23 protein-coding genes are annotated in these 23,834 nt (G+C 46.4%); 12 read left to right on the top strand and 11 right to left on the bottom strand.

What is annotated here, in order from left to right:
• The first annotated feature begins 483 nt into the window (after positions 1-483).
• Positions 484-1,017, top strand: a complete 534-nt coding sequence (locus tag ORJ01_RS07605; protein WP_306177505.1) for a gamma carbonic anhydrase family protein — start codon at positions 484-486, stop codon at positions 1,015-1,017.
• On the opposite strand, the gene ORJ01_RS07600 is transcribed toward ORJ01_RS07605, so the two are convergent.
• On the bottom strand, positions 1,014-1,250 hold the full coding sequence (locus ORJ01_RS07600; RefSeq protein WP_229588393.1) for a DUF1488 family protein: 237 nt from the start codon (positions 1,248-1,250) through the stop codon (positions 1,014-1,016). The genes ORJ01_RS07605 and ORJ01_RS07600 overlap by 4 nt on opposite strands.
• Positions 1,247-2,062: a shikimate dehydrogenase gene (aroE, locus tag ORJ01_RS07595; RefSeq protein ID WP_306177504.1), complete on the bottom strand. Its 816-nt coding sequence runs from the start codon at positions 2,060-2,062 to the stop codon at positions 1,247-1,249. The genes ORJ01_RS07600 and aroE overlap by 4 nt, the downstream gene beginning before the upstream one ends.
• A gap of 28 nt (positions 2,063-2,090) precedes the next feature.
• Here aroE and ORJ01_RS07590 point away from each other — a divergent pair, with 28 nt between their 5' ends.
• Positions 2,091-2,513: a group II truncated hemoglobin gene (locus ORJ01_RS07590; protein ID WP_306177503.1), complete on the top strand. Its 423-nt coding sequence runs from the start codon at positions 2,091-2,093 to the stop codon at positions 2,511-2,513.
• On the opposite strand, the gene hemF is transcribed toward ORJ01_RS07590, so the two are convergent.
• A complete protein-coding gene (hemF, locus tag ORJ01_RS07585; protein WP_306177502.1) occupies positions 2,510-3,442 on the bottom strand; it encodes an oxygen-dependent coproporphyrinogen oxidase in 933 nt (310 codons plus the stop codon). The genes ORJ01_RS07590 and hemF overlap by 4 nt on opposite strands.
• A gap of 1 nt (position 3,443) precedes the next feature.
• Entirely contained in the window at positions 3,444-3,998 is a 555-nt protein-coding gene (locus ORJ01_RS07580; protein WP_306177501.1) for a Sua5/YciO/YrdC/YwlC family protein, read from the bottom strand.
• A gap of 121 nt (positions 3,999-4,119) precedes the next feature.
• On the opposite strand from ORJ01_RS07580, the gene purE reads away from it, so the two are divergent.
• A complete protein-coding gene (gene purE, locus ORJ01_RS07575) occupies positions 4,120-4,611 on the top strand; it encodes a 5-(carboxyamino)imidazole ribonucleotide mutase (RefSeq protein WP_226750704.1) in 492 nt (163 codons plus the stop codon).
• Complete coding sequence (locus ORJ01_RS07570; protein ID WP_306177500.1) at positions 4,608-5,738, top strand: 5-(carboxyamino)imidazole ribonucleotide synthase; 1,131 nt, start codon at positions 4,608-4,610, stop codon at positions 5,736-5,738. The genes purE and ORJ01_RS07570 overlap by 4 nt, the downstream gene beginning before the upstream one ends.
• On the opposite strand, the gene ORJ01_RS07565 is transcribed toward ORJ01_RS07570, so the two are convergent.
• The 4 genes from ORJ01_RS07565 to ORJ01_RS07550 form a co-directional block, all read right to left on the bottom strand.
• Positions 5,735-6,289 (bottom strand): type I DNA topoisomerase, encoded by a 555-nt coding sequence (locus ORJ01_RS07565; protein WP_306177499.1) that lies wholly within the window; start codon positions 6,287-6,289, stop codon positions 5,735-5,737. The genes ORJ01_RS07570 and ORJ01_RS07565 overlap by 4 nt on opposite strands.
• Positions 6,290-6,350: 61 nt before the next feature.
• Positions 6,351-6,824 carry a DUF494 family protein gene (locus ORJ01_RS07560; RefSeq protein ID WP_306177498.1) on the bottom strand — a complete coding sequence of 158 codons (474 nt, stop codon included), beginning with the start codon at positions 6,822-6,824 and terminating at the stop codon, positions 6,351-6,353.
• 2 nt (positions 6,825-6,826) lie between these two features.
• A complete protein-coding gene (gene dprA, locus ORJ01_RS07555; protein WP_306177497.1) occupies positions 6,827-7,912 on the bottom strand; it encodes a DNA-processing protein DprA in 1,086 nt (361 codons plus the stop codon).
• A gap of 26 nt (positions 7,913-7,938) precedes the next feature.
• Complete coding sequence (locus ORJ01_RS07550; RefSeq protein WP_306177496.1) at positions 7,939-9,045, bottom strand: LysM peptidoglycan-binding domain-containing protein; 1,107 nt, start codon at positions 9,043-9,045, stop codon at positions 7,939-7,941.
• A gap of 125 nt (positions 9,046-9,170) precedes the next feature.
• Here ORJ01_RS07550 and def point away from each other — a divergent pair, with 125 nt between their 5' ends.
• From def to trkA, 4 genes are read left to right on the top strand one after another with little or no spacing between them, the layout of a single operon-like run.
• Positions 9,171-9,686: a peptide deformylase gene (gene def / locus ORJ01_RS07545; protein WP_226750698.1), complete on the top strand. Its 516-nt coding sequence runs from the start codon at positions 9,171-9,173 to the stop codon at positions 9,684-9,686.
• A 12-nt stretch (positions 9,687-9,698) separates the two neighbouring features.
• Positions 9,699-10,640 carry a methionyl-tRNA formyltransferase gene (fmt, locus tag ORJ01_RS07540; RefSeq protein WP_306177495.1) on the top strand — a complete coding sequence of 314 codons (942 nt, stop codon included), beginning with the start codon at positions 9,699-9,701 and terminating at the stop codon, positions 10,638-10,640.
• Positions 10,637-11,938, top strand: a complete 1,302-nt coding sequence (gene rsmB / locus ORJ01_RS07535) for a 16S rRNA (cytosine(967)-C(5))-methyltransferase RsmB (protein WP_306177494.1) — start codon at positions 10,637-10,639, stop codon at positions 11,936-11,938. Before fmt ends, rsmB begins: the two co-directional genes overlap by 4 nt.
• Positions 11,939-11,946: 8 nt before the next feature.
• Entirely contained in the window at positions 11,947-13,323 is a 1,377-nt protein-coding gene (gene trkA, locus ORJ01_RS07530; protein ID WP_226750695.1) for a Trk system potassium transporter TrkA, read from the top strand.
• 10 nt (positions 13,324-13,333) lie between these two features.
• Here trkA and ORJ01_RS07525 read toward each other — a convergent pair whose 3' ends face one another.
• The 3 genes from ORJ01_RS07525 to ORJ01_RS07515 are packed head-to-tail and all read right to left on the bottom strand — an operon-like array spanning position 13,334 to position 18,088.
• Complete coding sequence (locus ORJ01_RS07525) at positions 13,334-14,785, bottom strand: TrkH family potassium uptake protein (protein ID WP_306177493.1); 1,452 nt, start codon at positions 14,783-14,785, stop codon at positions 13,334-13,336.
• A 21-nt stretch (positions 14,786-14,806) separates the two neighbouring features.
• On the bottom strand, positions 14,807-16,132 hold the full coding sequence (gene pepQ, locus ORJ01_RS07520; RefSeq protein WP_306177492.1) for a Xaa-Pro dipeptidase: 1,326 nt from the start codon (positions 16,130-16,132) through the stop codon (positions 14,807-14,809).
• A gap of 42 nt (positions 16,133-16,174) precedes the next feature.
• Positions 16,175-18,088, bottom strand: coding sequence for a transglycosylase SLT domain-containing protein (locus ORJ01_RS07515; RefSeq protein WP_306177491.1), 1,914 nt, complete (start codon positions 18,086-18,088; stop codon positions 16,175-16,177).
• Positions 18,089-18,281: 193 nt separating this feature from the next.
• On the opposite strand from ORJ01_RS07515, the gene fadB reads away from it, so the two are divergent.
• From fadB to ORJ01_RS07495, 4 genes are all read left to right on the top strand, one after another.
• Entirely contained in the window at positions 18,282-20,435 is a 2,154-nt protein-coding gene (gene fadB / locus ORJ01_RS07510) for a fatty acid oxidation complex subunit alpha FadB (protein WP_306177490.1), read from the top strand.
• A gap of 18 nt (positions 20,436-20,453) precedes the next feature.
• Complete coding sequence (gene fadA / locus ORJ01_RS07505; RefSeq protein WP_306177489.1) at positions 20,454-21,617, top strand: acetyl-CoA C-acyltransferase FadA; 1,164 nt, start codon at positions 20,454-20,456, stop codon at positions 21,615-21,617.
• A gap of 100 nt (positions 21,618-21,717) precedes the next feature.
• Positions 21,718-21,966 (top strand): sulfurtransferase TusA, encoded by a 249-nt coding sequence (tusA, locus tag ORJ01_RS07500; protein ID WP_229588425.1) that lies wholly within the window; start codon positions 21,718-21,720, stop codon positions 21,964-21,966.
• Positions 21,967-22,098: 132 nt separating this feature from the next.
• Positions 22,099-23,682: an amidohydrolase family protein gene (locus tag ORJ01_RS07495; RefSeq protein ID WP_306177488.1), complete on the top strand. Its 1,584-nt coding sequence runs from the start codon at positions 22,099-22,101 to the stop codon at positions 23,680-23,682.
• Positions 23,683-23,834: the final 152 nt, after the last annotated feature.

Below are 23,834 nucleotides of genomic sequence, written 5' to 3'. Positions count from 1 at the left end.
CTGATTATTTCGTTTTAACGAACATCATCATAAGTGCCCACACAGATAATTGATTGCGAATTGTTAAAGAGCGTGCTTTGAACTTCAAAGCGGGAGGCGAATTTTACACCTACCAGATTTTAAGTCAAGCGTGAGGATAATTCTTTTTTAAAACTTATCATCACACCAGACTCTTGTTACTTCACTTCGCTTTTTGAGGCTTTCATCAGCACCCTGAAGCGAGGCGGCCATTTTAGTGATTTAAACTCTGCTGTCAAGCGTCTTTTTTAAAGATTTTTGCAACTTCGTTTTATCACCTCAGGTTTTGCTGAACTCTCGTTCGCCGCATCCCCCGTGGCATGGCGCGCATTATAGGACCTTTTAAATATCCTGCAAGCGTTATAATTAAAAAACTTTGTTATTTTCGATCGTTAGCAGAAAATTTCAACGAAATGCAGATTTTTACAACATTTACTGCATAATAAGTCTTCACAGGAGGGTTTTATGACTTTAAGAAAATATAAAGGTATTGCACCGAAACTAGCTGAAGGTGTTTATGTAGACGCATCGAGTGTTTTAGTTGGTGATATAGAATTAGCTAAGGATGTCAGTATTTGGCCATTAGTTGCAGCAAGGGGCGATGTTAACTTCATTAAGATTGGTGCTAGAAGCAATATTCAAGATGGTTCCGTTTTACATTTATCACGCCCAAGCAAAGGCAAGCCTGCTGGCTCACCCTTGATTATTGGTGAAGATGTCACGGTGGGACATAAAGTCATGCTACATGGTTGCACCCTAGGCAACCGCATACTTGTTGGCATGGGTGCCATTGTTATGGATGATGTGATGGTAGAAGATGATGTAATTATCGGGGCGGGAAGTTTAGTGCCGCCAGGTAAAACACTACAAAGCGGCTATTTATATGTGGGTAGCCCCGCTAAAGCGGCTCGGCCATTAAATGATCATGAGAAAAGCTTTCTAACTGAGTCGGCTTTAAATTATGTCCAATTAAAGAATGAGTATTTGGCGGAAGGTTAAAGCCAAATTTCACCACTCTCTATATAGGTATCTTCGGCAATAGCGGTTTCAGTCAGATCTTCCCAAGTAAACGCATCAGCGATTACTTGGGAGAGGAAGTCTTGTGCATCTTGCTTTGCCGGTATAGCGATATAACACTGCACTTTTAAACCACTTACTAAGCAACTAAAGGCTATGGCTTGTTTGGGCGCTGCATAGTGAAAGTCGTTATTAAAAATTAATTGCTGGTTCATAACGCTAATTGTGCCTTTAACTGCGCCAGTACCGGCGCCATATCCGGTTGCTTGCCACGGAATAAAGCGAACGCGGCGGCCGCTTGCCCCACTAACATTCCTAAACCATCTGCAGTATTTTGCACACCTTGTTGCTGGCACCATATCAGAAAAGCAGTGGGTGAAGCACCGTACAACATGTCATAAGCTAATTGACAATGCGCTAAATGCACGCTGTCAAATTCAGGTCGCTGCCCAGTTAAACCTGATGAAGTTGCATTAATAACGAATTGATAAGGTAACATCGGTATATCGGTTAACGCTGCTGCACTTACCTTGGCATTAAAATTTGCCGCAATTGCTTCAGCTTTGGCTTGGGTACGATTAGCAATAACAATTTGCCCTACGCCTGCTTTTAATAAAGGCCCCACTATACCGCGAGTTGCGCCGCCCGCGCCGATGATTAACACTTTAGCTTCAGCTAGTACCACGCCTAATCGCTGCAAGTCGTGCAGTAGGCCCACACCATCCGTATTATCCCCAACAATTTGGCCAGCATCGTTAAAATATAAGGTGTTTACCGCCCCAGCTTGTAACGCCCCCTCTGAACGCACTTGCGCTAAGGCAAACGCTTGCTCTTTAAACGGCATAGTGACATTTGCGCCCTTGCCACCGGCATTGATGAAGTGCTGCCAGCTGTCGGCAAAACCCTCTACCGGTGCTAGAATAGCCTCATAACTGATGGGTTCAGCCGTTTGCAATGCAAATTGCTGGTGAATAAAAGGGGATTTAGAGTGCCCTATTGGATTTCCAAATACTGCGTAACGGTCCACAATGATGCCTTTTAAGAAGTTAATACAGATGATTTTTAGTAAAAGTAACACAAATAGCAATACGCATCCCACTCCTACGCAAACACCTTATCAATTAATGGGCGGCGAAACGGCAGTGCGTCACTTGGCCAACCGTTTTTACGACATTATGGAAACGGCACCTGAAGCGAAAGCCCTCTATGCCATGCATCCTTTACCTTTAGATGGTATTCGGCAGAAGTTTTTTGAGTTTTTGTCTGGTTGGTTAGGCGGCCCAGCTTTATTCGAACAAAAATATGGGCACCCTCGGCTTCGTGCCAGGCATTTACCCTTTGAAGTCAATGAGCAAATGCGTGAAGAATGGATGTTTTGTATGAATCAGGCATTAAATGAAGTGGTCAGCGATAAAGTGTTACGCGAAGGGATCCGCCAGTCGATTGGTCAACTGGCGTCACATATGATCAACTGTTAGTTAGCGGCTAACAAACCCAACCAATCTTGCGGCTTTAAATAACGCTCATATAACAACGCTTCTGGGCTAGCCGCTTCAGGTTGATAAGCATACTGCCAACGAACTAAAGGCGGCATCGACATTAAGATTGACTCGGTACGCCCGCCACTTTGCAAACCAAATAAAGTGCCGCGATCATAAACCAAATTAAACTCTACATAGCGGCCACGCCGATAGAGTTGAAATTGGCGCTCACGCTCGGTATATGCCAAGGCTTTACGTTTTGCCACAATGGGCAGATATGCCGGAATAAAGGCTTCTCCTACCGCACGCATTAACGCAAAGCTTTGCTCAAAACCTAAAACATTTAAATCATCAAAAAATAAGCCACCTACACCGCGGGTTTCGCCACGATGTTTTAAATAGAAGTAATCATCACACCACTTCTTATAAGCAGGGTAATAATCTGCACCAAAAGGATCGACAGAATCCTTAGCTGTTTGATGCCAATGAACAACATCTTCTTCAAATGGATAGTAAGGCGTTAAATCAAACCCGCCGCCAAACCACCATACCGGTTCCTCGCCGTCTTTTTCTGCAATAAAAAATCGGACATTGGCATGTGTAGTTGGCACATAAGGATTATTAGGATGCAACACCAAAGATACACCGCAAGCGTTAAAGTTGCGTCCCGCTAACTCAGGGCGATGCGCAGTCGCAGAGGCTGGCATCTGTGCACCAAACACATGTGAATAATTTACACCTGCTTGCTCAAAGACTTGACCACCCGTTAATACCCGACTGCGACCACCACCGCCTTCTGGTCGCTGCCAAGCATCTTCAACAAACTGCGCGCCACCATCGGCATCAGCGAGTTGCTGGCACAGTTGATCTTGTAACGCCATTAAAAAGGCTTGTACTTGAGCAAGTTGCTCAGAATGATGAGGCATATTAACTCCTGATGATTTCGCCGGTCATGGCATCACGTATTTGGCTAGGTTGCGTCGCCCCCCCTAAAGGCCCATCAACCACCGCAGCGACTTGTAAGCCAATACTGGCTAATAATTGCTGATAATCATTGATGGCCGCTTCACCTGCAAGATTAGCGCTGGTGGAAACAATAGGTTTACCATAAGCCTGACATAACTGTTGTACTATAGGATGTGCACTGACACGCACCGCAATACTATTAAAATTGCCTGTTATCCAACGCGGCGCCTTAGCACTGGCGGGAAGAACCCAGCTCACATGACCTGGCCAAGATGAAAATATTTGAAAACGCCGCTCTATCGGAATAGCGTTGTCGTGGATGTAAGGCAGTAACTGGGAGTAGTTCGCGGCAATCAGAATCAAGCCCTTTGCAACGGGACGCTGCTTAATCGCGAGCAGTTTTAACACCGCATCTTCATTATCCGGATCACATCCAAGGCCATAAACCGCTTCGGTAGGATATGCAATCACCTCGCCTGCCATTAATTGTTCTACTGCAGTATCAATTGTTGCCATTTTTCACCTAATTCATGCCGCAGACAGACGACCTAGCCACTAAACATTTTATTCGTAACACGATGGGCGGTATAATAACCGTTTCAAACTTCGACTTCATCAAGTTCACAAGGAAACCACTATGCAGGTTGGTATTATCATGGGTTCAACGTCAGATTGGCCTACCATGAAACATGCGGCAGATATGCTTGACCGTTTTGGCATTGCCTATGAGACCAAGGTGGTTTCGGCTCATCGCACCCCACAATTACTGGCTGATTATGCCACTGGCGCGGCTGCAAGGGGTTTGAAAGTGATCATTGCCGGTGCTGGTGGTGCTGCGCACTTACCGGGTATGGCCGCCGCTTTTACGAGTTTGCCGGTTTTAGGTGTTCCTGTGCAGTCAAAAGCTTTAAAGGGTATCGACTCTTTATTATCTATTGTACAAATGCCAAAAGGTGTTGCTGTAGGCACACTGGCGATTGGTGATGCGGGTGCCGCCAATGCAGGTTTGTTAGCCGCGCAAATTTTAGCCACCAGCGATGCAAGTTTATTGGCCCAAATTGATACTTTCCGCGCGGCTCAAACCGAGTCGGTATTAAGCCAACCGGATCCATCACAGGTCGCACTATGAAAGTATTAGTGTTAGGTGCCGGCCAATTGGCACGGATGATGGCGCTTGCTGGAGCACCGTTAAACATCACCATCAGTGCTTATGATGTCAATACAGACACGCTAGTGCACCCGTTAACCCAGCAACAATTAGGCAGCGGCTTAGCGCAAGCACTTGAAGCTGCTGACGTGGTGACTGCTGAGTTTGAACATATTCCCTTGGCTATCTTAGAGCAATGCCAAGCTAGTGGTAAATTTTTACCGGGCGCCAGCGCTATTCGTGCAGGGGGGGATCGTCGGGTAGAGAAAGCCTTACTGGCCAGCGCGGGTGTTGCCAATGCCGCTTATCAGGTGATCAACAACCAGGCCGATTTTGAAAAGGCGGTGAGTCGCTTAGGCTTACCGCTTATCTTTAAAAGCGCCCTGGCGGGCTATGATGGCAAAGGCCAGTGGCGTTTAAAAGAGGCCGCGCAAACTGCCACCGTATGGCAGAAAATGGCCGATTTTTTAGCGGCAGATAGCAGCCAAGCTATCGTTGCGGAGCAATTCATTGGCTTTCAACGTGAAGTATCGCTGGTCGGTGCTCGCAGTAGAACAGGTGAAGTGAAAGTTTATCCACTAACTGAAAACCATCATGTTAACGGTGTACTCAGTGTGTCGTTAGCACGTCCAGTGGATCACGCACTGCAACACCAAGCAGAACAGATGTTTGCTGCCGTTGCCGAACAACTCGATTACGTTGGTGTATTAGCAATTGAGTTCTTTGATGTGGCTGGCCAATTGCTGGTGAACGAAATCGCCCCACGCGTGCACAACTCGGGGCACTGGACACAGCAAGGTGCTGATTGCTGTCAGTTTGCCAATCATTTACGTGCAGTCTGTGGTTTGCCGTTAGGCAGTACCGCCTTGGTGCGGCCAACGCTGATGGTCAATATCTTGGGTGAAGATGAAGTGCCCAACGCCATTCTGAATATTCCTGCGCTGGGTTTGCATTGGTATGGCAAAACTAAACGTGCGGGTCGGAAGATGGGTCATATCAATTTATCGGCCAACAGCACAGCCGAACTTAAAGCCCAATTTGCTAAATTGATTGATCAATTACCGGCAAGTACTTTTCCTGAACTCGAGCAGATGTTACATCAACTTTAATCCAAGCTAGGATCCGGGGCAGTTTGTTTCTGTTGGCAAGCTTTACTGGCACAGACCTGCCCCGATTTCTTCTGCAATAATAATGGAAAGGCACAGTATTGACAGATCCCAACCACTGGCTGGTCATTAACAATAAACTTGCATTGCGGATATCGATCACAACCCCAAAAGGTTTTACCAAACTTACTTAACCGCTCGGATAAACTCCCCTTCTGGCATTTAGGACAACTGACATTTGGCTGCTCAGTAGTTACCGGTTCTTCATGGACAATAAAATGACACGCAGGATAATTGGTGCAGCCTATAAACATACCATAACGACCATTTTTCACCGCCAAAGTACTTGAACATTCTGGACAATGCTCTTGCTCTAGTACCTTAACTACGCTGGTTTCATGCTGATGTAGTGCTTTAATATAATGGCAGCTTGGGTAACCGGTGCAACCTAAAAAAGCCCCATTTTTACCTGAGCGGATCTGTAAGGGCTGTTGGCACAGCGGGCAGTGTTCGGTTTGTTGCGGCAGAGAAAATAACGGTGAAGGATCGGTCATAACAGCCTAAGTTGAATAATGCTGACGAACCACTCGCCAGCATTAATGTGCATTCTACGCGCTAGTGTAGCGGCCCATCAACTTCGTCAAAAATTAAATCTTCCATTTGGGCATAAGCACTTTCTCGACCAGGTACATTGAACAGCACCATTAAGACAACCCACTTAAGATCATCCAAACTGATACTAGCACTGTCTAAATCCATAACCCGATCAATTACCATTTCGCGGGTTGTGGCATCAAGCACGTTAACTTGCTCAAGAAACATCAAGAAACCTTGGCCTGGGGTATCAATTTTACGATACTCGTCTGCAGTAAAAATCCGCGTCGAGTTGCTCGCTACTTTGGAAAGATAAGGTTTAGTTTGATTCTCTTGCAAAGCAGATAATCGATCTAACCATTTTAAGGCACGAAATATATCATCATCATGAAAACCGGCTTTACTGAGCTCTTTGGTCAGATCGGCATGATTTACATAAATATCAGCTTCGCTATGTATATAATTTTCAAACAGATAAACGAGGATATCAAACATAATCAGGTACTCCTCAATCTAATGTAACCACCGGGAACTGCTGCAACCTTACCGGCTAATTCAAGCTCAAGTAAGGTAATGGATACGTCTGCCACTGACATGTTGGCCCGCTCTGCCAGCACATCGGCTGGTATGGGACTATCTCCTACGTTATCGAACAACTGCTGACTGCACAAGTCTAGCGTGACATTTATTTCTGGGGCAGCAGCTAAACCGTTATCAGCAAAAGCCGTTCGCTCTTCTAGTATATCGGCCACACAACTGACAAGTTTAGCGCCTTGTTGGATCAGGTAATGACAGCCTGCTGCTTGCGCATTATGAAAACTGCCCGGTACAGCAAACACTTCACGATTATAATCCGCAGCAAGATTCGCACTAATTAACGAACCACTCTTTAATGCGGCTTCAACAACAACAGTACCCGTACTTAGACCAACAACAATGCGATTTCGTTGCGGGAAAAATTCAGCTCGGGCACGCACATCTGGAAAATATTCAGAAATAAGAGCACCCGCTTGAACAATACGTGTAGCTAAATGACGATTACAACTAGGATAAACTTGTCGCAGCCCGTGCCCTAATACGGCTACTGTTTTCCCACCAGCGTTTAAAGCACCTACATGACTTTCACTATCAATCCCTTTCGCCATTCCTGAAGTAATGACCATACCTTGTTCAGTCAACTCAGCCGCCAGTTGTCGAGCAACCGCTCTGCCGGTAGGAGTAGGCGCACGGCTGCCTACCATGGCAATTTGTGCCGACGCTAATAACTCTACTTGGCCTTTAACAAATAATACGGCGGGTGGATGTGGAGTTTCTTTTAATAACGGAGGATAAAACGGATGGTCAAAAGGAATAATATGCTGATCAGGCGTTTCGGCCTGCCAATTCAGCGCTTGCTCAACCCAAGACGCACTCTCATAACAAAGCAGTTGGGCCTGTTTTTTAGTCAGGCCCAGCTGTTGTAAGGTGCTGGCCGGCAAAGCCAATAACTCTGCCAAACCAATATGCTCGTTTAGCTGGCGACAGCGCTGGCCGTCTAAACCATGCACACTCGCTAACGCAAGCCATGTATGTAATGCTTCCATAACATCACAGCTCCCGACAGTTTACCTTATAAGTTGCCGATACTATCTCCAACGCGAACCGGAGCAATGGTTTGCGTGACAATTGCAAAACTGACTTTTTCTGAGGTTTTAAAGACCATCATTTCACCGACTTTCTCTTTCGGCATTTCAATGGCTTCACCACCAACATCACGCATCAGTTTTTGCAGCTTGGTTGCATCTTCTAAATACACAGGACCATTACGGCCGTCAACCACGGTTGGTGATTGCCGATAAATACCCAGCATGTGACCAGCTTTTAATTCCTGCTCACCGCGGTTAAGAATAACCACATCCATCTTAGCGACTTCTCGTAAATCAGACGACGCCGAAATGATGCGCCCTTCGATAGGTATACTTGGCTGTGTCATTAAAAAATGGACGGGCAAAGATTGCGAATCGTAGGCCTGGATCACCTTGTCGCCTTGGCGAATTTCTCGAGTAATATTCAGTACCTGCATGGCGGCGGGCTCAAAAGCACTACTTTCTGTTGCTGCACTGCCACCCCGAATAACTCGGGTGGTGGCAACTAAGCGCGTTTCATAACCCAGTGTTTCACCGGTATCCGGATCAACATAAGCACGGCCTTGTCGATATACTGCATAAGCGGCACCTTGCAGTAGCTCATTATTCACATATAACGTCTGTGTTTCAGCCGCACTTTTAGAGGCGCGATTGCTTCCTAAGATGTAAGGTAAAGCATCGATCTCAACTTGCGATAAGGCCTGATCATAGGTTAAGAAAGGACGTATGATACCCAAGGGTAAGGTGGCTATTGCATCCGGATTTTTATGCGTAGTGCGAGTTTGTGGTGTTAAACGCACCGCCCGCTTATTCACGGCCAATACTGGGCGACCTTCACTATCAAAGGTTAACGTTAAAATATCACCAGGATAAATTAAGTGTGGGTTATCAACTTGTGGGTTCATTTGCCATAATTGCGGCCACAACCAAGGCTCATTCAGATATAAACCAGAAATATCCCATAATGTGTCCCCCGCTTTAACCACGTAGGTCATCGGTGCATTGTCGCGCAACTTTAATACATCTGCTAACACACTAGCTGAAAACCAACATATTGAGGCCGCTATTATCAATGTTATTTTTTTCAGCATGCCAGCTTCCTTTAAAACTATACTGTTTTGTAATTATTACATACTAAGCTGTTATTGCAGCGCAATAATGGCTAAAATTAAAACATACCACAGTGATTTAATTAAAGCATATTTTTGTAGGTGTTATGGCTGTTTTAAAAGTATTACATTACCCAGACGATCGTTTGCGCACTATTGCCAAACCGGTCACCACTATTACGCCGGAAATTCGGCAGTTAGTCACCGATATGCTCGACACCATGTATGATGAAAATGGTATCGGCTTAGCGGCGACTCAAGTTAATCAGCATTTACGCATCGTCGTGTTAGATCACTCAGAAGATCGCAGTGAACCCATGGTTTTTATTAACCCTGAGATTATCGCACACGATGGCGAAACCAGCTATGAAGAAGGCTGCTTATCTGTGCCGCAAAACTACGCGTCAGTGAAGCGAGCCAAAAATATTACCTTGAAAGCTCAGGATATTGATGGCAACAGTTTTGAACTGCACGCCGATGGCCTACTCGCCATTTGCTTACAGCATGAACTAGACCATTTAATTGGCAAGCTGTTTATTGATTATCTGTCGCCTTTAAAACGCGAGCGTATCCGCAAAAAGCTAGAAAAAGAAGCCAAACTGGCTGAACGCCACGCGCTGTAAACAGGAAAAACTGTGACCCAACCTCTTCGAATTATTTTTGCCGGTACACCGGATTTCGCCGCCTGCCACTTACAGGCGTTGTTAGCGAGCGAACATCAGATTGTAGCGGTTTACACCCAGCCCGACCGACCGGCTGGGCGTGGTCAAAAACTGCAACCAAGCCCAGTAAAACAATTAGCTGAGCGCCAGCAGATCCCGGTATATCAACCTAAATCACTCAAAAAAGCGGCTGCGCAGCAAGAGTTAGCCGCCTTGAACGCCGATTTGATGATTGTCGTTGCCTATGGCTTAATTTTACCCAAGATAGTGTTAGACACCCCGCGCTTGGGTTGTATCAATGTGCACGGTTCGTTGTTACCGCGCTGGCGTGGCGCAGCACCTATTCAACGCGCGCTCTGGGCTGGCGATCAACAAACGGGCGTCACCATTATGCAAATGGACGAAGGGTTAGACACCGGAGCGATGCTCAGTAAAGCCGCGATATCAATCACTTCAACCGACACCAGTGCCACTTTGTATGGCAAATTGGCAGAGTTGGGGCCACAAGCGTTGCTCACTGCACTGACTCAACTACCTCAGTTGCAACAACAAGCCGAAGCCCAACAAGACGCTGCAGCCAGTTATGCACAAAAACTATCTAAAGAAGAGGCTGGTCTTGATTTTAATAAGAACGCCGATGCGCTAGAGCGTGAAGTGCGAGCTTTTAACCCGTGGCCAGTCAGCTATCTTGAGCTACCCCAAGGTGCGGTCAAAGTATGGCAAGCACATGTTGTACCGAGTGACGAACAAATTGTTGGCGTCATTATTAGGGCAGATAAAACCGGTATTTATATCAGCTGCCAGCAAGGGACTTTGGTGATTACGCAACTGCAGCCTCCCGGTAAAAAACCTATGTCAGCGGCTGATTTTTTAAATGGCCGCAGTGACTGGTTATCAGTGGGTCAGCAATTATGAGTGCACAACTTCGCGCACTCGCTGCCGATACCTGTTATCAAGTGATTGACCAAGGTAAATCTTTATCGGATGCCTTACCTAGGGCACAACTTAAATTAGATTTGCCCGCAGACAAAGCTTTGCTTCAAGAAATTTGCTTTGGGATCATGCGTTACTTACCGCAACTGGAAACCGTTTGCCAACAACTGATGAGCAAACCGTTGGTGAAACAACTGCGGCCGTTGCAGTTCTTGTTGTATGTGGGCATTTATCAGTTAAAGTTTATGCGCATTCCTGATCATGCCGCCATCAGCGAAACGGTTGAAGCCGCTCGAAGTTTAAAAGGCCAAAGCCTAACAAAACTGATTAACGCGGTGTTACGCAGTGTGCAACGTCAACCGGCATTATTTGATTTTAGTCATGCGCCTGATGCCGTGAAATTTAACCACCCCGGCTGGCTAATCAGCGCGTTGCAACAAGCCTACCCTGCAGATTGGACTGATATCCTGTTAGCCAACCAACAAAAAGCGCCGTTATGGCTGCGCATTAATCAGCAACAAATCAGCCCAACGCAATTTTGTGCTGCACTAACGGCTGAAGATATTGCTTATACCCAACCCTTTAGCTATTTACCGGTTGCGATCAAACTACAACAAGCTTGCGATGTCACCAGCTTACCGGGCTATCAGCAAGGCTGGTTCTCTGTGCAAGATGCCGCAGCGCAACATGCCGCTTTATTGCTGAATGCACAACCCGGCGAGCAAGTACTGGATGCATGCTGCGCGCCCGGTGGCAAAACGTGCCATATTTTGGAACAGACCACTGACCTGCATTTAACCGCACTGGACCGTGATGAAAAGCGATTAGAGCGTGTGCATGCAAACTTAGCACGGCTACAATTAGAGGCTCGCGTCGTTACTGCCGATGTGCTGGATACTGCACGCTGGTGGCAAGGCAACCTGTTTGATCGCATTTTATTAGATGTGCCCTGCTCGGCCACCGGTGTGATCCGGCGCCATCCTGATATTCGCTGGTTACGTAAAAAAGCCGATATCGCTAATTTAGCCAGCTTACAAACCGACATTTTGCAACAAGCCTGGCAGCTATTAAAACCAGGCGGTACCTTACTTTATGCAACCTGTAGTGTGTTACCGGCCGAAAACCAGCTACAAATCACGCAATTTTTGGCACACCAAGCCGATGCAAGCCTAGTGCCTATCACTCAGGCCGGTACCGAAGCTTGTTGGCAAATCTTACCAGGTGCAGCCGACATGGATGGCTTCTTCTTTGCCTTGTTGCACAAAGCAACGCCGAACTGAGACAGACTATGAAAATCATCATCCTAGGGGCAGGACAAGTTGGCGCAACACTGGCAGAGAACCTGGTCGGTGAACAGAATGATATTACGATTGTTGATACCAATCTGGATAAACTGCGCTCATTGCAAGATCGTTTTGACCTGCAGGTGGTGTTTGGTCATGGCTCACATCCTGATATTTTGCGCAAAGCCGGCGCCGAAGATGCCGACATGGTTGTTGCCGTGACCAACTCGGATGAAGTTAACATTGTGGCCTGTCAGGTGGCCTACAGTATGTTTAATACGCCGCTGAAAATTGCCCGTATTCGCACCAATCAGTATTTAAAGTACCGCGATGAACTCTTTCATAAAGACGATATGCCCGTTGACCACTTTATTGCACCGGAAGCGTTGGTGACCAATTATATTCGCCGGCTAATTGATTACCCCGGCGCACTACAGGTTGTTGAATTTGCTGAAGGTAAAGTCAGTTTAGTCGCGGTGAAAGCCTATTACGGTGGCTTATTAGTGGGCCATGCATTATCGGCACTTAAAGAACACATGCCACATATCGAAACCCGTGTGGCCGCCATTTATCGACGTGGTAATGCAATAAAACCGCTGGGCACAACCATTATCGAAGCCGACGACGAAGTGTTCTTTGTCGCCGCCACTAAACACATCCGCGCGGTAATGAGCGAACTGCAAAAGTTAGAACGTAGCTATCGACGGATCATGATTGCCGGTGGTGGTAACGTCGGATTTGGTTTAGCCCGCGCATTAGAAAAAACTCATAGTGTAAAATTAATTGAGCGTAGTAAAGAACGGGCTGAATTCTTATCTAGTGGCTTAGATAACACTGTTGTCTATGTCGGCGATGCTTCAGATCCTGAATTGTTAGAAGAAGAAAACATTGAGCAAATCGATGTTTTTATTGCAGTAACAAACGATGACGAAGCCAACATTATGTCGGCCATGCTGGCAAAGCGTATGGGGGCACAAAAGACCATGGTGCTGATTAAACGCAGTGCCTATGTTGATTTATTGCAAGGTGGTGAAGTGGATATTGCAGTGTCGCCGCAACAAGCCACTATCTCAGCATTATTGACGCATATTCGCCGCGGTGACATTGTAAATGTGTATTCACTGCGCCGTGGCGCGGCTGAAGCCATTGAAGCCATCGCGCATGGTGACAGCAGCACCAGCAAGGTGGTCGGTAAAACCATTGGCGAAATTAAGCTGCCGCCAGGCACCACTATCGGCGCCATTGTCAGAGGCGATGAAGTCATGATTGCCCATGATAATACGCGCATCAATACTGATGATCACGTTATCTTATTTATGGTCGATAAAAAACACATTGTAGAAGTCGAAAAGTTGTTCCAAGTGAGTGCGATTTTTATCTAACACGCTAAGCTTAGTCTTTCCAAAAGGCAGGGGTAAATAGCACCAGCAAAGTGAAAATCTCCAAGCGACCGAACACCATAGCTACAATCAAAATCCATTTACTGGCATCGGGGATATTACCGAAGTGAGCGGCCACTTCGCCCAGACCGGGCCCCAAGTTATTTAAACAAGCCGCCGTTGCCGAAAACGCCGTAATATTATCTAAACCAGTAAAAATCAACGCCAGCATAATCACCACAAACACTAACGCATAAGCCGCAAAGAAGCCCCATACCGCTTGCACAATGCGATCTTCTACAGCACGACGACCTAACTTAATGGCATATACCGCGCGTGGATGCACCAAGCGATTGAGCTCACGCGCACCCTGCTTAAACAACAACAGCACTCGCACAACTTTCATGCCGCCACCGGTCGAGCCGGCACAACCGCCAATAAAACTCGAAAATATTAGCAAAATAGGCAAAAACAATGGCCAAGCTGAAAAGCTATCCGTAGCAAAACCGGCGGTAGTGGAGATAGACACGGCTTGAAATACGGCATGATTTAGCGCAGTGAGCTTATCGGGATAGACACTGGTGTGCAGCAACACTAAGAAACAGATGACAATCAACGCCACTTGAATACCCAAAAAGGTATTAAATTCTGGATCGCCAAAATAGGTTTTTAAATTTTTGCCGCGCACGACAGCAAAATGTAAGGTGAAATTTACCGCGCTAATAAACAAAAAGAACACACAAATCAGATTGATCAACGGACTGTTAAAATGGCCCATACTGGCGTCATAAGTAGAAAAACCACCAATGGCGACTGTTGAAAACGCATGACAGATGGCGTCGAACGCCGACATACCGGCTAAATAAAAAGCTAACGCACAAGTAATGGTTAAGGCTAAATAGATATACCAGAGGTGCTTTGCGGTATCAGCAATACGCGGTGTCATTTTGTTATCTTTAACCGGCCCGGGTGTTTCAGCACGAAACAACTGCATCCCACCCACACCGAGCAGTGGCAAAATGGCCACCGCTAAAACGATAATCCCCATACCGCCTAGCCATTGTAATTGCTGACGATAATAGAGAATGGCCTTGGGTAACAACTCAATGCCGGTTAGCACCGTGGCGCCGGTCGTAGTTAAGCCAGAAAAAGCTTCAAACATCGCGGAAGCGAGATTCAAATTCGGATATTCAGCCAGAACTAACGGGATGCCGCCCACCGCACCGAGCACAATCCAAAACAGCACTACAATTAAAAAACCGTCACGCACTTTAAGTTCGCGACGGTATTTACGATTGGGATACCAGGTGATAAAACCGATAGCAACACACATTAAAAAGGACAAAATAAAGGGTAAACCCGCACCATCTTTATACCAGAACGCCACCATCGCCGGCGGCACCATGGTGATACTGAAGATAGCAATCAGCATCCCCAAGATACGGATAATCGAACGATATTGCATAATGTCCTTTTCAGCGACCGCTTATGGCAGTTGCAACTCGCGAGTCATATTCTCATTGCGCTCACGGTGCACAATAATGTTATCTTCGATACGAATACCACCAAACTGGCGGAAAGCATCAATTTTTTGCCAGTTAAACAGCTTATTCTCGGTTTTTTCTTGCCAGTCGGCTAACAGACTATCGATAAAATATAAGCCTGGCTCAATAGTAAATACCATTGACGGTTCAATCAGCCGTGTACAGCGTAAGAACGGATGTTGTTCTGGTGAAGCCACATGAGTGCCACGCTCATCGGCCATAAAACCACCGACATCATGCACTTGCAAACCTAGGTGATGGCCCACGCCGTGCGGGAAAAAAGTGCTACTAATACCGGTATCAACAATAGTATCGACACTGCTGCGGACAAAATCAAAATCAATCAGCACTTGTGCTAACAAGCGATGAGTTAAAAACTGTAAATCCGTGTATTTGTTACCCGGTTTAATCGCATCCACTACCTGCAAATGCACGTTTTGCACCGCTTGGATCAGTGCAGAGAATTCATCTTTCGGATCGAAGCTGTAAGTACGAGTAATGTCTGCCGCATAACCATGAAACTCGGCACCCGCGTCAATTAAAAAGGAATGATGCTGCGCAGGTTTTTTACGCTCTAAAGCAGTGTAGTGCAAAATAGCGGCATGTTCATTTAAACCAATGATATTGCCATAAGGCACTTCATTTTCAGTTTGACCAACAGCCGCTAAGTAAGCGAGCTGAATATCAAACTCACTGCCACCGGCATAAAAGGTCGCGGCTGCCGCACGATGCCCGGTCACAGCCATACGGTTGGCATTGCGCATACAGGCATGCTCATAAGCGGTTTTATACGCCCGGTAAAAATGCAGGTAATTCATCACGGGCTCAGGGTTGATGTGGGTAAAGCCTAAGGCTTTAGCGACTTCAAGATACTCACCTAAATACGCCACACGTGCTTTATCATAAGGCAACAGCTTTTCAACCGTATTAGCTTTTTCAAGCAACTGAATATCAAAGTGCTCAGCCCAAAAATCACTTGGTGCGTCAGGCACTTTGTGCCAAAAATCTTTTGGCCGATAAAAAATCAGTTTGGGTTTATTTACACCATCAACTATTAACCAGCAATGCGGATTATCGACTACCGGTAACCACGCTTTAAAATGTGGATTGGCTTTAAACGGATAATCCATATCATCCAAGAACTTGCGCTTTGCTTGACCTGAATGAATAACGAGCGCGTCGAGATTCTCACGAGCCAACACATTGCGGGTACGCAACTGCAGTTCTGCTAGATGCTCTGGATAAAGTTGCTGATATGTTGAGTTCATAAACACCTTACTGGTTGCTGTTAAGGGCTTTGGATAATAACATCATTTACTCTTCGCCCCAATCTGCATCGCAACCAGCGGTTGAAACACATCAATGGGTTCATTTAAGCGAATATTGTAAATCTGATAATACGCCATCACTGCTTTTACATATTCTCGCGTTTCGCGATAAGGGATCGTTTCTACCCATACATCAACGGGCAAAGCGTGGTCTGTCGGGATCCATTGCCGAACACGACTGTAACCTGCATTGTAAGCTGCGGTGGCCATAATTAAATTACCGTCGTTACGCTTCATCAAATAATTAAGGTAATCGGTACCATAATCGATATTGGTGGTGGGGTTATAAAGTTGCGCTATTGGCACGCGTTTTTTTGCAATATCATTGGCGGTAGCTGGCATAATTTGCATTAAACCTCGCGCACCCACCGGAGAATTAGCATCAGCCATAAAAGAGCTTTCGCGCCGAGCTATTGCCATAGCCCAACCAGAATCTACTTTTGCGCCTTTCGCCGAGCGTTGAATTTCATCTTTATAAGCCAGCGGAAAACGTAATTCTACATCGTCCCAATAACCGGCATCCGCCAGCGTAAAAATGGCGCGCTCATGCCACTCCATTTGACCGGCTAGCTTAGCTGCGGCTAACTTTTGCGATTCAGTCACTGAGCGTTGTAAGAAATTCCATTCCCGTCGCGCTTCGGTCATTCGGCCAAGCGCCAGCCATTCAATGGCGCGTTGCACCGCAGGGTGTTGCTGCACTAATAACAACTCTTCAGCAGATACCATCACCGGATTGTGCGCTAAACTCGGTGGCAGCCCCAACTTAGCTGCCGACATAAAGCCATAAAAGTGTCTACGCAAAGCCAGCTCACGAAAAATGGGATCGGCCTTTGCTTGCTGACCCTGCTCTTCAAAAGCTCGAGCTAACCAATAGCGCCAATTGATATCTGCCGCGAGATCTGCAGGAAACTGCTCAATGACTTTTTGCACTTTCGGCCAGTTTAGCTCTCGTAACGCATGGCCTACTTGCCATTGTGCCAAGCTGCTATCCAATAACTCGGGGGGTAACTGCGCCATCCACTCATCGGCGCGACTATCCCCTTTACTGGCTAAGGCAATAGCAAATTGACGCTGCACATCAACGCGCTGAGCAGCGGTAAAATAAGGATCATTAACAAAACGCTGCCACATTTTTAAGGCCTGATCGGGTGAGCGCCAGATTAGACGCTTTAAACCGTAAGCCAAAATGTCGCGTTCAACCACATGTTTGCCAGCAAAGAAGCGACCTTTCGTCATGACACTAGGGTCCTTTCTTACTTGTAGCCACATGTCCGCTAAATATTGCTGATTAGTCGGTAGCAAGGTTTTTAAATAACGAATTAAACTCGCATCACCGCCTTCTGCAGACAATTGAATACGCCGCAACACTGTATCGGCTTGCAGCGGATTAACCTGGCGCCATTGTTTAAACAGGTCATCGCAGTCTTTAGGTTGTGATTTCCCTACGGTCCATAACGCTTGTACCTCCTGCCAGACTTGCTGCTTATCAACCGGACTAACCAGCAAACGCTGCTCCAACGCCGTACAATTTAGCTCAGCGTCTGAACTACCCGGAAAGTTCATTAAAAACCGTTCAGATTGCTTTGCTTTAGCTAAACTTTGTAAAAAGGACCGGCGCAACGGCCAATCCAGCGGAGAGCCTTTATGTTGCTGTAAAAAGCTTTCAATATCAGTGTGAGCATTCAAACGCCGCTGTAAGTAGCGTTGTTGCAGATAGGGATGTAACGGATAATCTTTTAATTCTTCCAGCCAAGCTTCAACTTGCCTAAGAGGTGCAGAGCCAATCTGGCGCTCGGCTTGCACAAATAACTCACGTTGCTGTTCAATCTGTTCAGCATTACTGACAGCCATTGTAGAAAAAAAAGTACAACTTAATATAAAGATCAGGCGTTTCACTGTACAACTCCAGATGAAAACTTAGTCAGTCAATACTGTCTATAGTTAAGTATGTTTGTGCTTAGCACGATTTAAAACACCCGTTTAAATAACTATTGATATTTTTCTAAAAGCACGAGACACTGGATCAGATAACCTCATCGTACCAGTTGCGAATAATGATATATAGCTAACGCGACCAAGGAGCATTTTTATGATTTACCAGAGTAACAGCATTCAGGTTGAGTATGTGCAACCTGGTATTGCCCAGTTTACCTTTAACGCACAAGGTTCGGTCAACAAATTTGATCAACAGACGCTGACTGATTGTAAGGCAGCCCTAAGTAAGCTGCACGCGGATCCCGCTTTAAAAGGTGTTCTTTTTGTTAGTGGCAAAGATAACTTTGTGGTCGGTGCTGACATTACTGAGTTTTTACCTATTTTTGAACGGCCTGAAGCCGATTTAGTTCCGTGGATTAAACAAGCTTCTGATGTGTTTGACGCTTGTGAAGACCTGCCTGTTCCTACCGTGGTGGCCATTAAAGGCTTCGCCTTAGGTGGCGGCTGTGAATGGACACTCGCTTGTGACTACCGTGTAGCTGACACGACCACGCGCATCGGCTTACCTGAAGTTAAACTCGGTTTAATGCCTGGTTTTGGGGGCACCGTTCGCTTACCACGGATTATTGGCGCTGACAATGCCATGGAGTGGATCACCACCGGTAAAGATCGCAGTGCAGAGCAAGCACAAAAAGAAGGTTTAATAGATGCCGTTGTTGCCCCTGAAAAATTAGCGGCAGCCGGTTTAAGCATGCTGCAAGACGCTATCGCGGGTCAGCTAAACTGGCAGAAAAAACGCGCCGTAAAATTACAGCCACTAAAACTGAATAAAATTGAAGCCACCATGAGCTTTAATACAGCCAAGGGTATGGTGTTCGCCACTGCGGGTAAACATTATCCGGCACCGATGATGGCGGTACAAACGATAGAAGCCGCTAGCATGTTAGATCGGGCTGGTGCCGTTGCTTTAGAAAACGCCGGGTTTGCCAAATTAGCCAAGACCGACGCGGCGACGGCGCAAATAGGGCTATTTTTAAATGACCAAGTCATTAAAAGTAAAGCGAAAAAAGCCGCGAAGACCGCGACTAAAGCCGTGAATAAAGCCGCTGTATTAGGCGCGGGTATTATGGGCGGGGGAATTGCCTATCAGTCTGCACTGAAAGGTGTACCGGTGGTCATGAAAGACATTGCCGACAACGCACTCGCTTTAGGCATGTCAGAAGCAACCAAGTTGCTCTCAAAACAAGTCGATCGTAAAAAATTAGATGCCGTCGGCATGGCTAAAGTGATTTCGGCTATTACTCCCACGTTAAGCAATGATTTAGTGGCCGGCGTGGATATTGTTGTCGAAGCGGTTGTCGAGAATCCAAAAATTAAAGGCGCGGTGTTAAAAGAAACTGAAGCCTTATTAAGCGACGATGCCATTTTAACCTCGAACACCTCTACTATTTCTATTAATCAATTAGCGGCAAACCTAAGTCGGCCACAAAACTTCTGCGGTATGCATTTCTTTAACCCCGTACACAGAATGCCGTTAGTTGAAGTCATCCGCGGTAAAGATACCAGTGATGAAACCGTTGCTGCAGTCGTGGCTTATGCTGCCAAAATGGGGAAATCCCCCATTGTTGTAAACGACTGTCCTGGTTTTTTCGTTAACCGTGTACTGTTCCCCTACTTTGCTGGCTTCAGTAAATTAGTGCTGGATGGCGCAGATTTTGCGCAAGTGGATAAAGTGATGGAGAAACAATTCGGTTGGCCAATGGGCCCCGCCTATTTACTGGACGTAGTGGGCTTAGACACCGCTTATCACTGTACCGATGTGATGGCGGATGGCTTCCCAACTCGGATGGCGAAACTGGCAAAGGACCCGGTAGCCGCGATGTATAACGCGAAACGTTACGGCCAGAAAAATGGTGTAGGTTTCTATACTTACAGTAAAGATGCCAAAGGCAAACCGAAGAAAGATATCGATGCAACAAGCTTAGGTTTACTGTCTGAACTTACGACTGAGAAACACGAGTTTAGTGCTGACGAGATTATTGCTCGCGTTATGGTACCGATGATTAACGAAACCATTCGCTGCTTAGAAGAAGGTATCGTTGCCAGTGCCGCTGAAGCCGATATGGGCCTTGTTTACGGCTTAGGTTTCCCTCCGTTCCGCGGTGGTCCACTGCGTTACGCCGACACCTTAGGTTTAGCTAACTTTGTTGCCCTAGCCGATAAATACGCCCATTTAGGTGAAATTTATCAGGTTACAGATCATACGCGCGCCATGGCTGCCAACGGCCAGCGTTTCTTCCCGGTTTAAGCGCAGGAGCACAGCATAATGAAAAACGCAGTAATAGTAGATTGTATTCGCACCCCGATGGGTCGCTCTAAAGGTGGCATGTATCGTAATGTGCGTGCCGAACAACTTTCAGCGCATGTTATGGCATCGTTGTTATCTCGTAATCCCGCATTAGATGCTGCCGATATTGATGATGTGATCTGGGGTTGTGTGCAACAAACGCTAGAACAAGGCTTTAACATTGCTCGAAACGCCTCGTTATTAGCCGGTATCCCGCATTCTGTGCCCGCGGTGACCATTAACCGTCTTTGTGGTTCATCCATGCAAGCCTTGCATGACGCCGTACGTGCTATTCAAACGGGTATGGGCGATGTCTATCTAATTGGTGGTGTTGAGCACATGGGTCATGTGCCAATGAATCACGGTGTTGATTTTCATCCAGGCTTGGCAACATCTGTTGCCAAAGCAGCAGGCATGATGGGTTTAACCGCAGAACTGCTTGGTAAAATGCACGGTATCAGTCGTCAGCAACAAGATGAATTTGGTGCTCGCTCACACCGCTTGGCACAAGAAGCGTCAGAGCAGGGTCGGTTCAAAAACGAAATTGTTCCTACTGAGGGCCACGATGCCGACGGCGTGTTAAAACTAATGGATTATGATGAAGTCATCCGTCCTGAAACCACGGTTGAAGCGTTATCAGCTTTACGCCCGGTGTTTGACCCAGCAAACGGCACTGTAACGGCCGGTACGTCTTCAGCCTTATCTGACGGTGCATCGGGCATGTTAGTGATGAGCGAAGAGAAAGCTAAAGCCTTAGGCTTACCCATTCGAGCTTATGTACGCGGTATGGGTGTCGCAGGTTGTGATCCGTCCATCATGGGTTATGGTCCGGTACCGGCCAGTATGAAAGCGTTAAAAATGGCTGGCTTAACCATTAACGACATTGACTATGCAGAACTGAACGAAGCCTTTGCTGCACAAGCCTTGCCTGTAATGAAAGATCTTGGCTTACTTGAAGTGGCCAACCAAAAAGTGAATCTTAATGGTGGTGCCATTGCGCTAGGTCACCCATTAGGTTGTTCGGGCTCACGTATCGCCACTACCTTACTAAATGTAATGGAAGAAAAAGGCGGTAAATTTGGTTTAGCGACTATGTGTATTGGGTTAGGCCAAGGCATTGCCACGGTGTTTGAGCGGCCTTAAACTGGCAGCTTGTAACACAATCGCTTAGAATAAGGCCGTTGATACGGCCTTTTTTAATGGCTTGTCGTTAAATTTGCGTCTTATATTATTGGAGTTATCAATGGCAGATGAATTTCAGCATGCCGATCACACCTTAGATGCCCTAGGTCTACGCTGCCCAGAGCCAGTGATGATGGTAAGACTACAGATCCGAAAAATGCAAAATGGTGAAACATTGTTGATTATCGCCGACGATCCAGCCAGTACGCGTGATATTCCCGCTTTTTGTCGCTTTATGGATCACGAGTTAATGCAATACAGCACCAGCGAAACTCCCTACCGTTACTTAATCAAAAAAGGGGCTCATTAACACTCACTGTTAAACCCAGAAACCTTTTAACGCATCCTAGCGACGAGCTAACGTAATCGCTTGCGACATGTCGAAACTTTATCCACACTGATACCATAATAAATAACTATTGGAAATGTTATGGTCCGTTTTATGCGACTTCCCTTCACGTTATTGATATTAGCTACCTTAATAACACCGATTACCTTCGCCCAAACCACTGAGCGCACGCCCTCAGCGCCAGAGCGCGGCAACCAAGGTGATGGCCCTTATAAGCGGTTAATTCTTCGAGGAGGGATTTTAATTAGTGGTGAAGGCGCGCCACCGGTAGGGCCTGTCGATATCGTTATCGAGCAAGATCGGATTAAACAAGTGAGTATTGTCGGTTATCCTGATGTGCCCGTATTGCCAGCCAGTCGACCACAAGCGGCGCCTGGCGATCAAGAAATGGATATCAGCGGTATGTATATCCTGCCTGGCTTTATTGACATGCACGGCCATATTGGCGGCTCAGCCAATGGCATCCCTGCAGAATATGTATTTAAGCTTTGGCTCGCGCATGGCATTACCACCGTAAGAGAACCTGGCAGTTTTAATGGCCTAGCATGGACGTTAAAGCACGTAAAAGCGGCCGCCGCGAATACTATAGTTGCCCCAAGGATCGTGCCTTATGTTGGCTTTGGTCAAGGCTTAGCGCAACCGGTATTTAATCCGGATCAGGCACGTAAATGGGTTAAAGACATCAAAAAAGCCGGAGCAGCGGGCATTAAATTTTTTGGTGCTACGCCCAGCATTATGGCTGCAGCCTTAGATGAAGCTGAAAAACAAAATCTTGGCAGCATGATGCATCATGCGCAACTTAATGTGATGCGCACCAATGTCGTCGACAGTGCCCGCATGGGGCTGGGTTCGATGGAACATTGGTATGGTTTGCCTGAAGCATTGTTTGATGGACAAACTGTTCAAAACTATCCGACAAACTATAACTATCAAAATGAACAAGATCGCTTCGCGGCTGCCGGTGAATTATGGGCGCAAGCAGCTAAACCTGGCTCAGATAAATGGATTGCGGTACGAGATGAGCTTATTAAACTCGATTTTACTATTAACCCCACCCTAACTATCTATGAAGCTAGCCGTGATGCCTCCGCGCAGCGTAACGCTGAATGGCATCAAGAGTATACCCTACCGACCCTAACGCGTTTCTTTACGCCAAACCGTTACGCACATGGCTCCTACTGGTTTGATTGGACCACTGAGCATGAAGTACGTTGGCGCGAAAATTACCGGTTGTGGATGCAATTTCTACAAGACTTTAAAAACCATGGTGGTCGTATTACCACCGGTTCAGATGCGGGTTATATCTATAAAATCTATGGTTTTGGCTTTATTCAAGAGTTAGAACTATTACGTGAAGCCGGCTTTAATGCACTGGAAGTTATTCAAGCGGCAACGCTTAATGGCGCTATTGCACTGGGTTTAGACGAAGACATTGGCAGTATCGTACCGGGCAAAAAAGCCGACATGTTCATTGTAGCTGAAAACCCGTTAGCCAATTTTAAAGTGCTATATGGCACCGGGCATTATCGATTAAACGACAATAATGAAGCAGAACGCACTAAAGGTGTGCGCTATACCATTAAAGATGGCATTGTCTATGACGCACAGCAACTGCTACAGGATGTACGTAACTTAGTACAACAAGCTAAAACAGCAGAATTAGCACCAAGCAATTAATCGTGACGCTAACAGACGGTCTCTAGCTTGACGAGCCTAGCGAGGTTATTTAAGGTAACTAAATGTTAACTTATTCAGCTTTTATCTATGTTTTGGCCACTGATTAAAGACTCTATTACTGCAAAAGCGCTAATATTGCTGGGTATTGCGCT

Source organism: Alishewanella sp. SMS8 (assembly GCF_030737935.1).
GTDB classification, from domain to species: Bacteria; Pseudomonadota; Gammaproteobacteria; order Enterobacterales; family Alteromonadaceae; genus Alishewanella; species Alishewanella maricola.
Note: the sequence above shows the minus strand (reverse complement) of the source record. Positions and strands in the feature narration are given on the sequence as shown.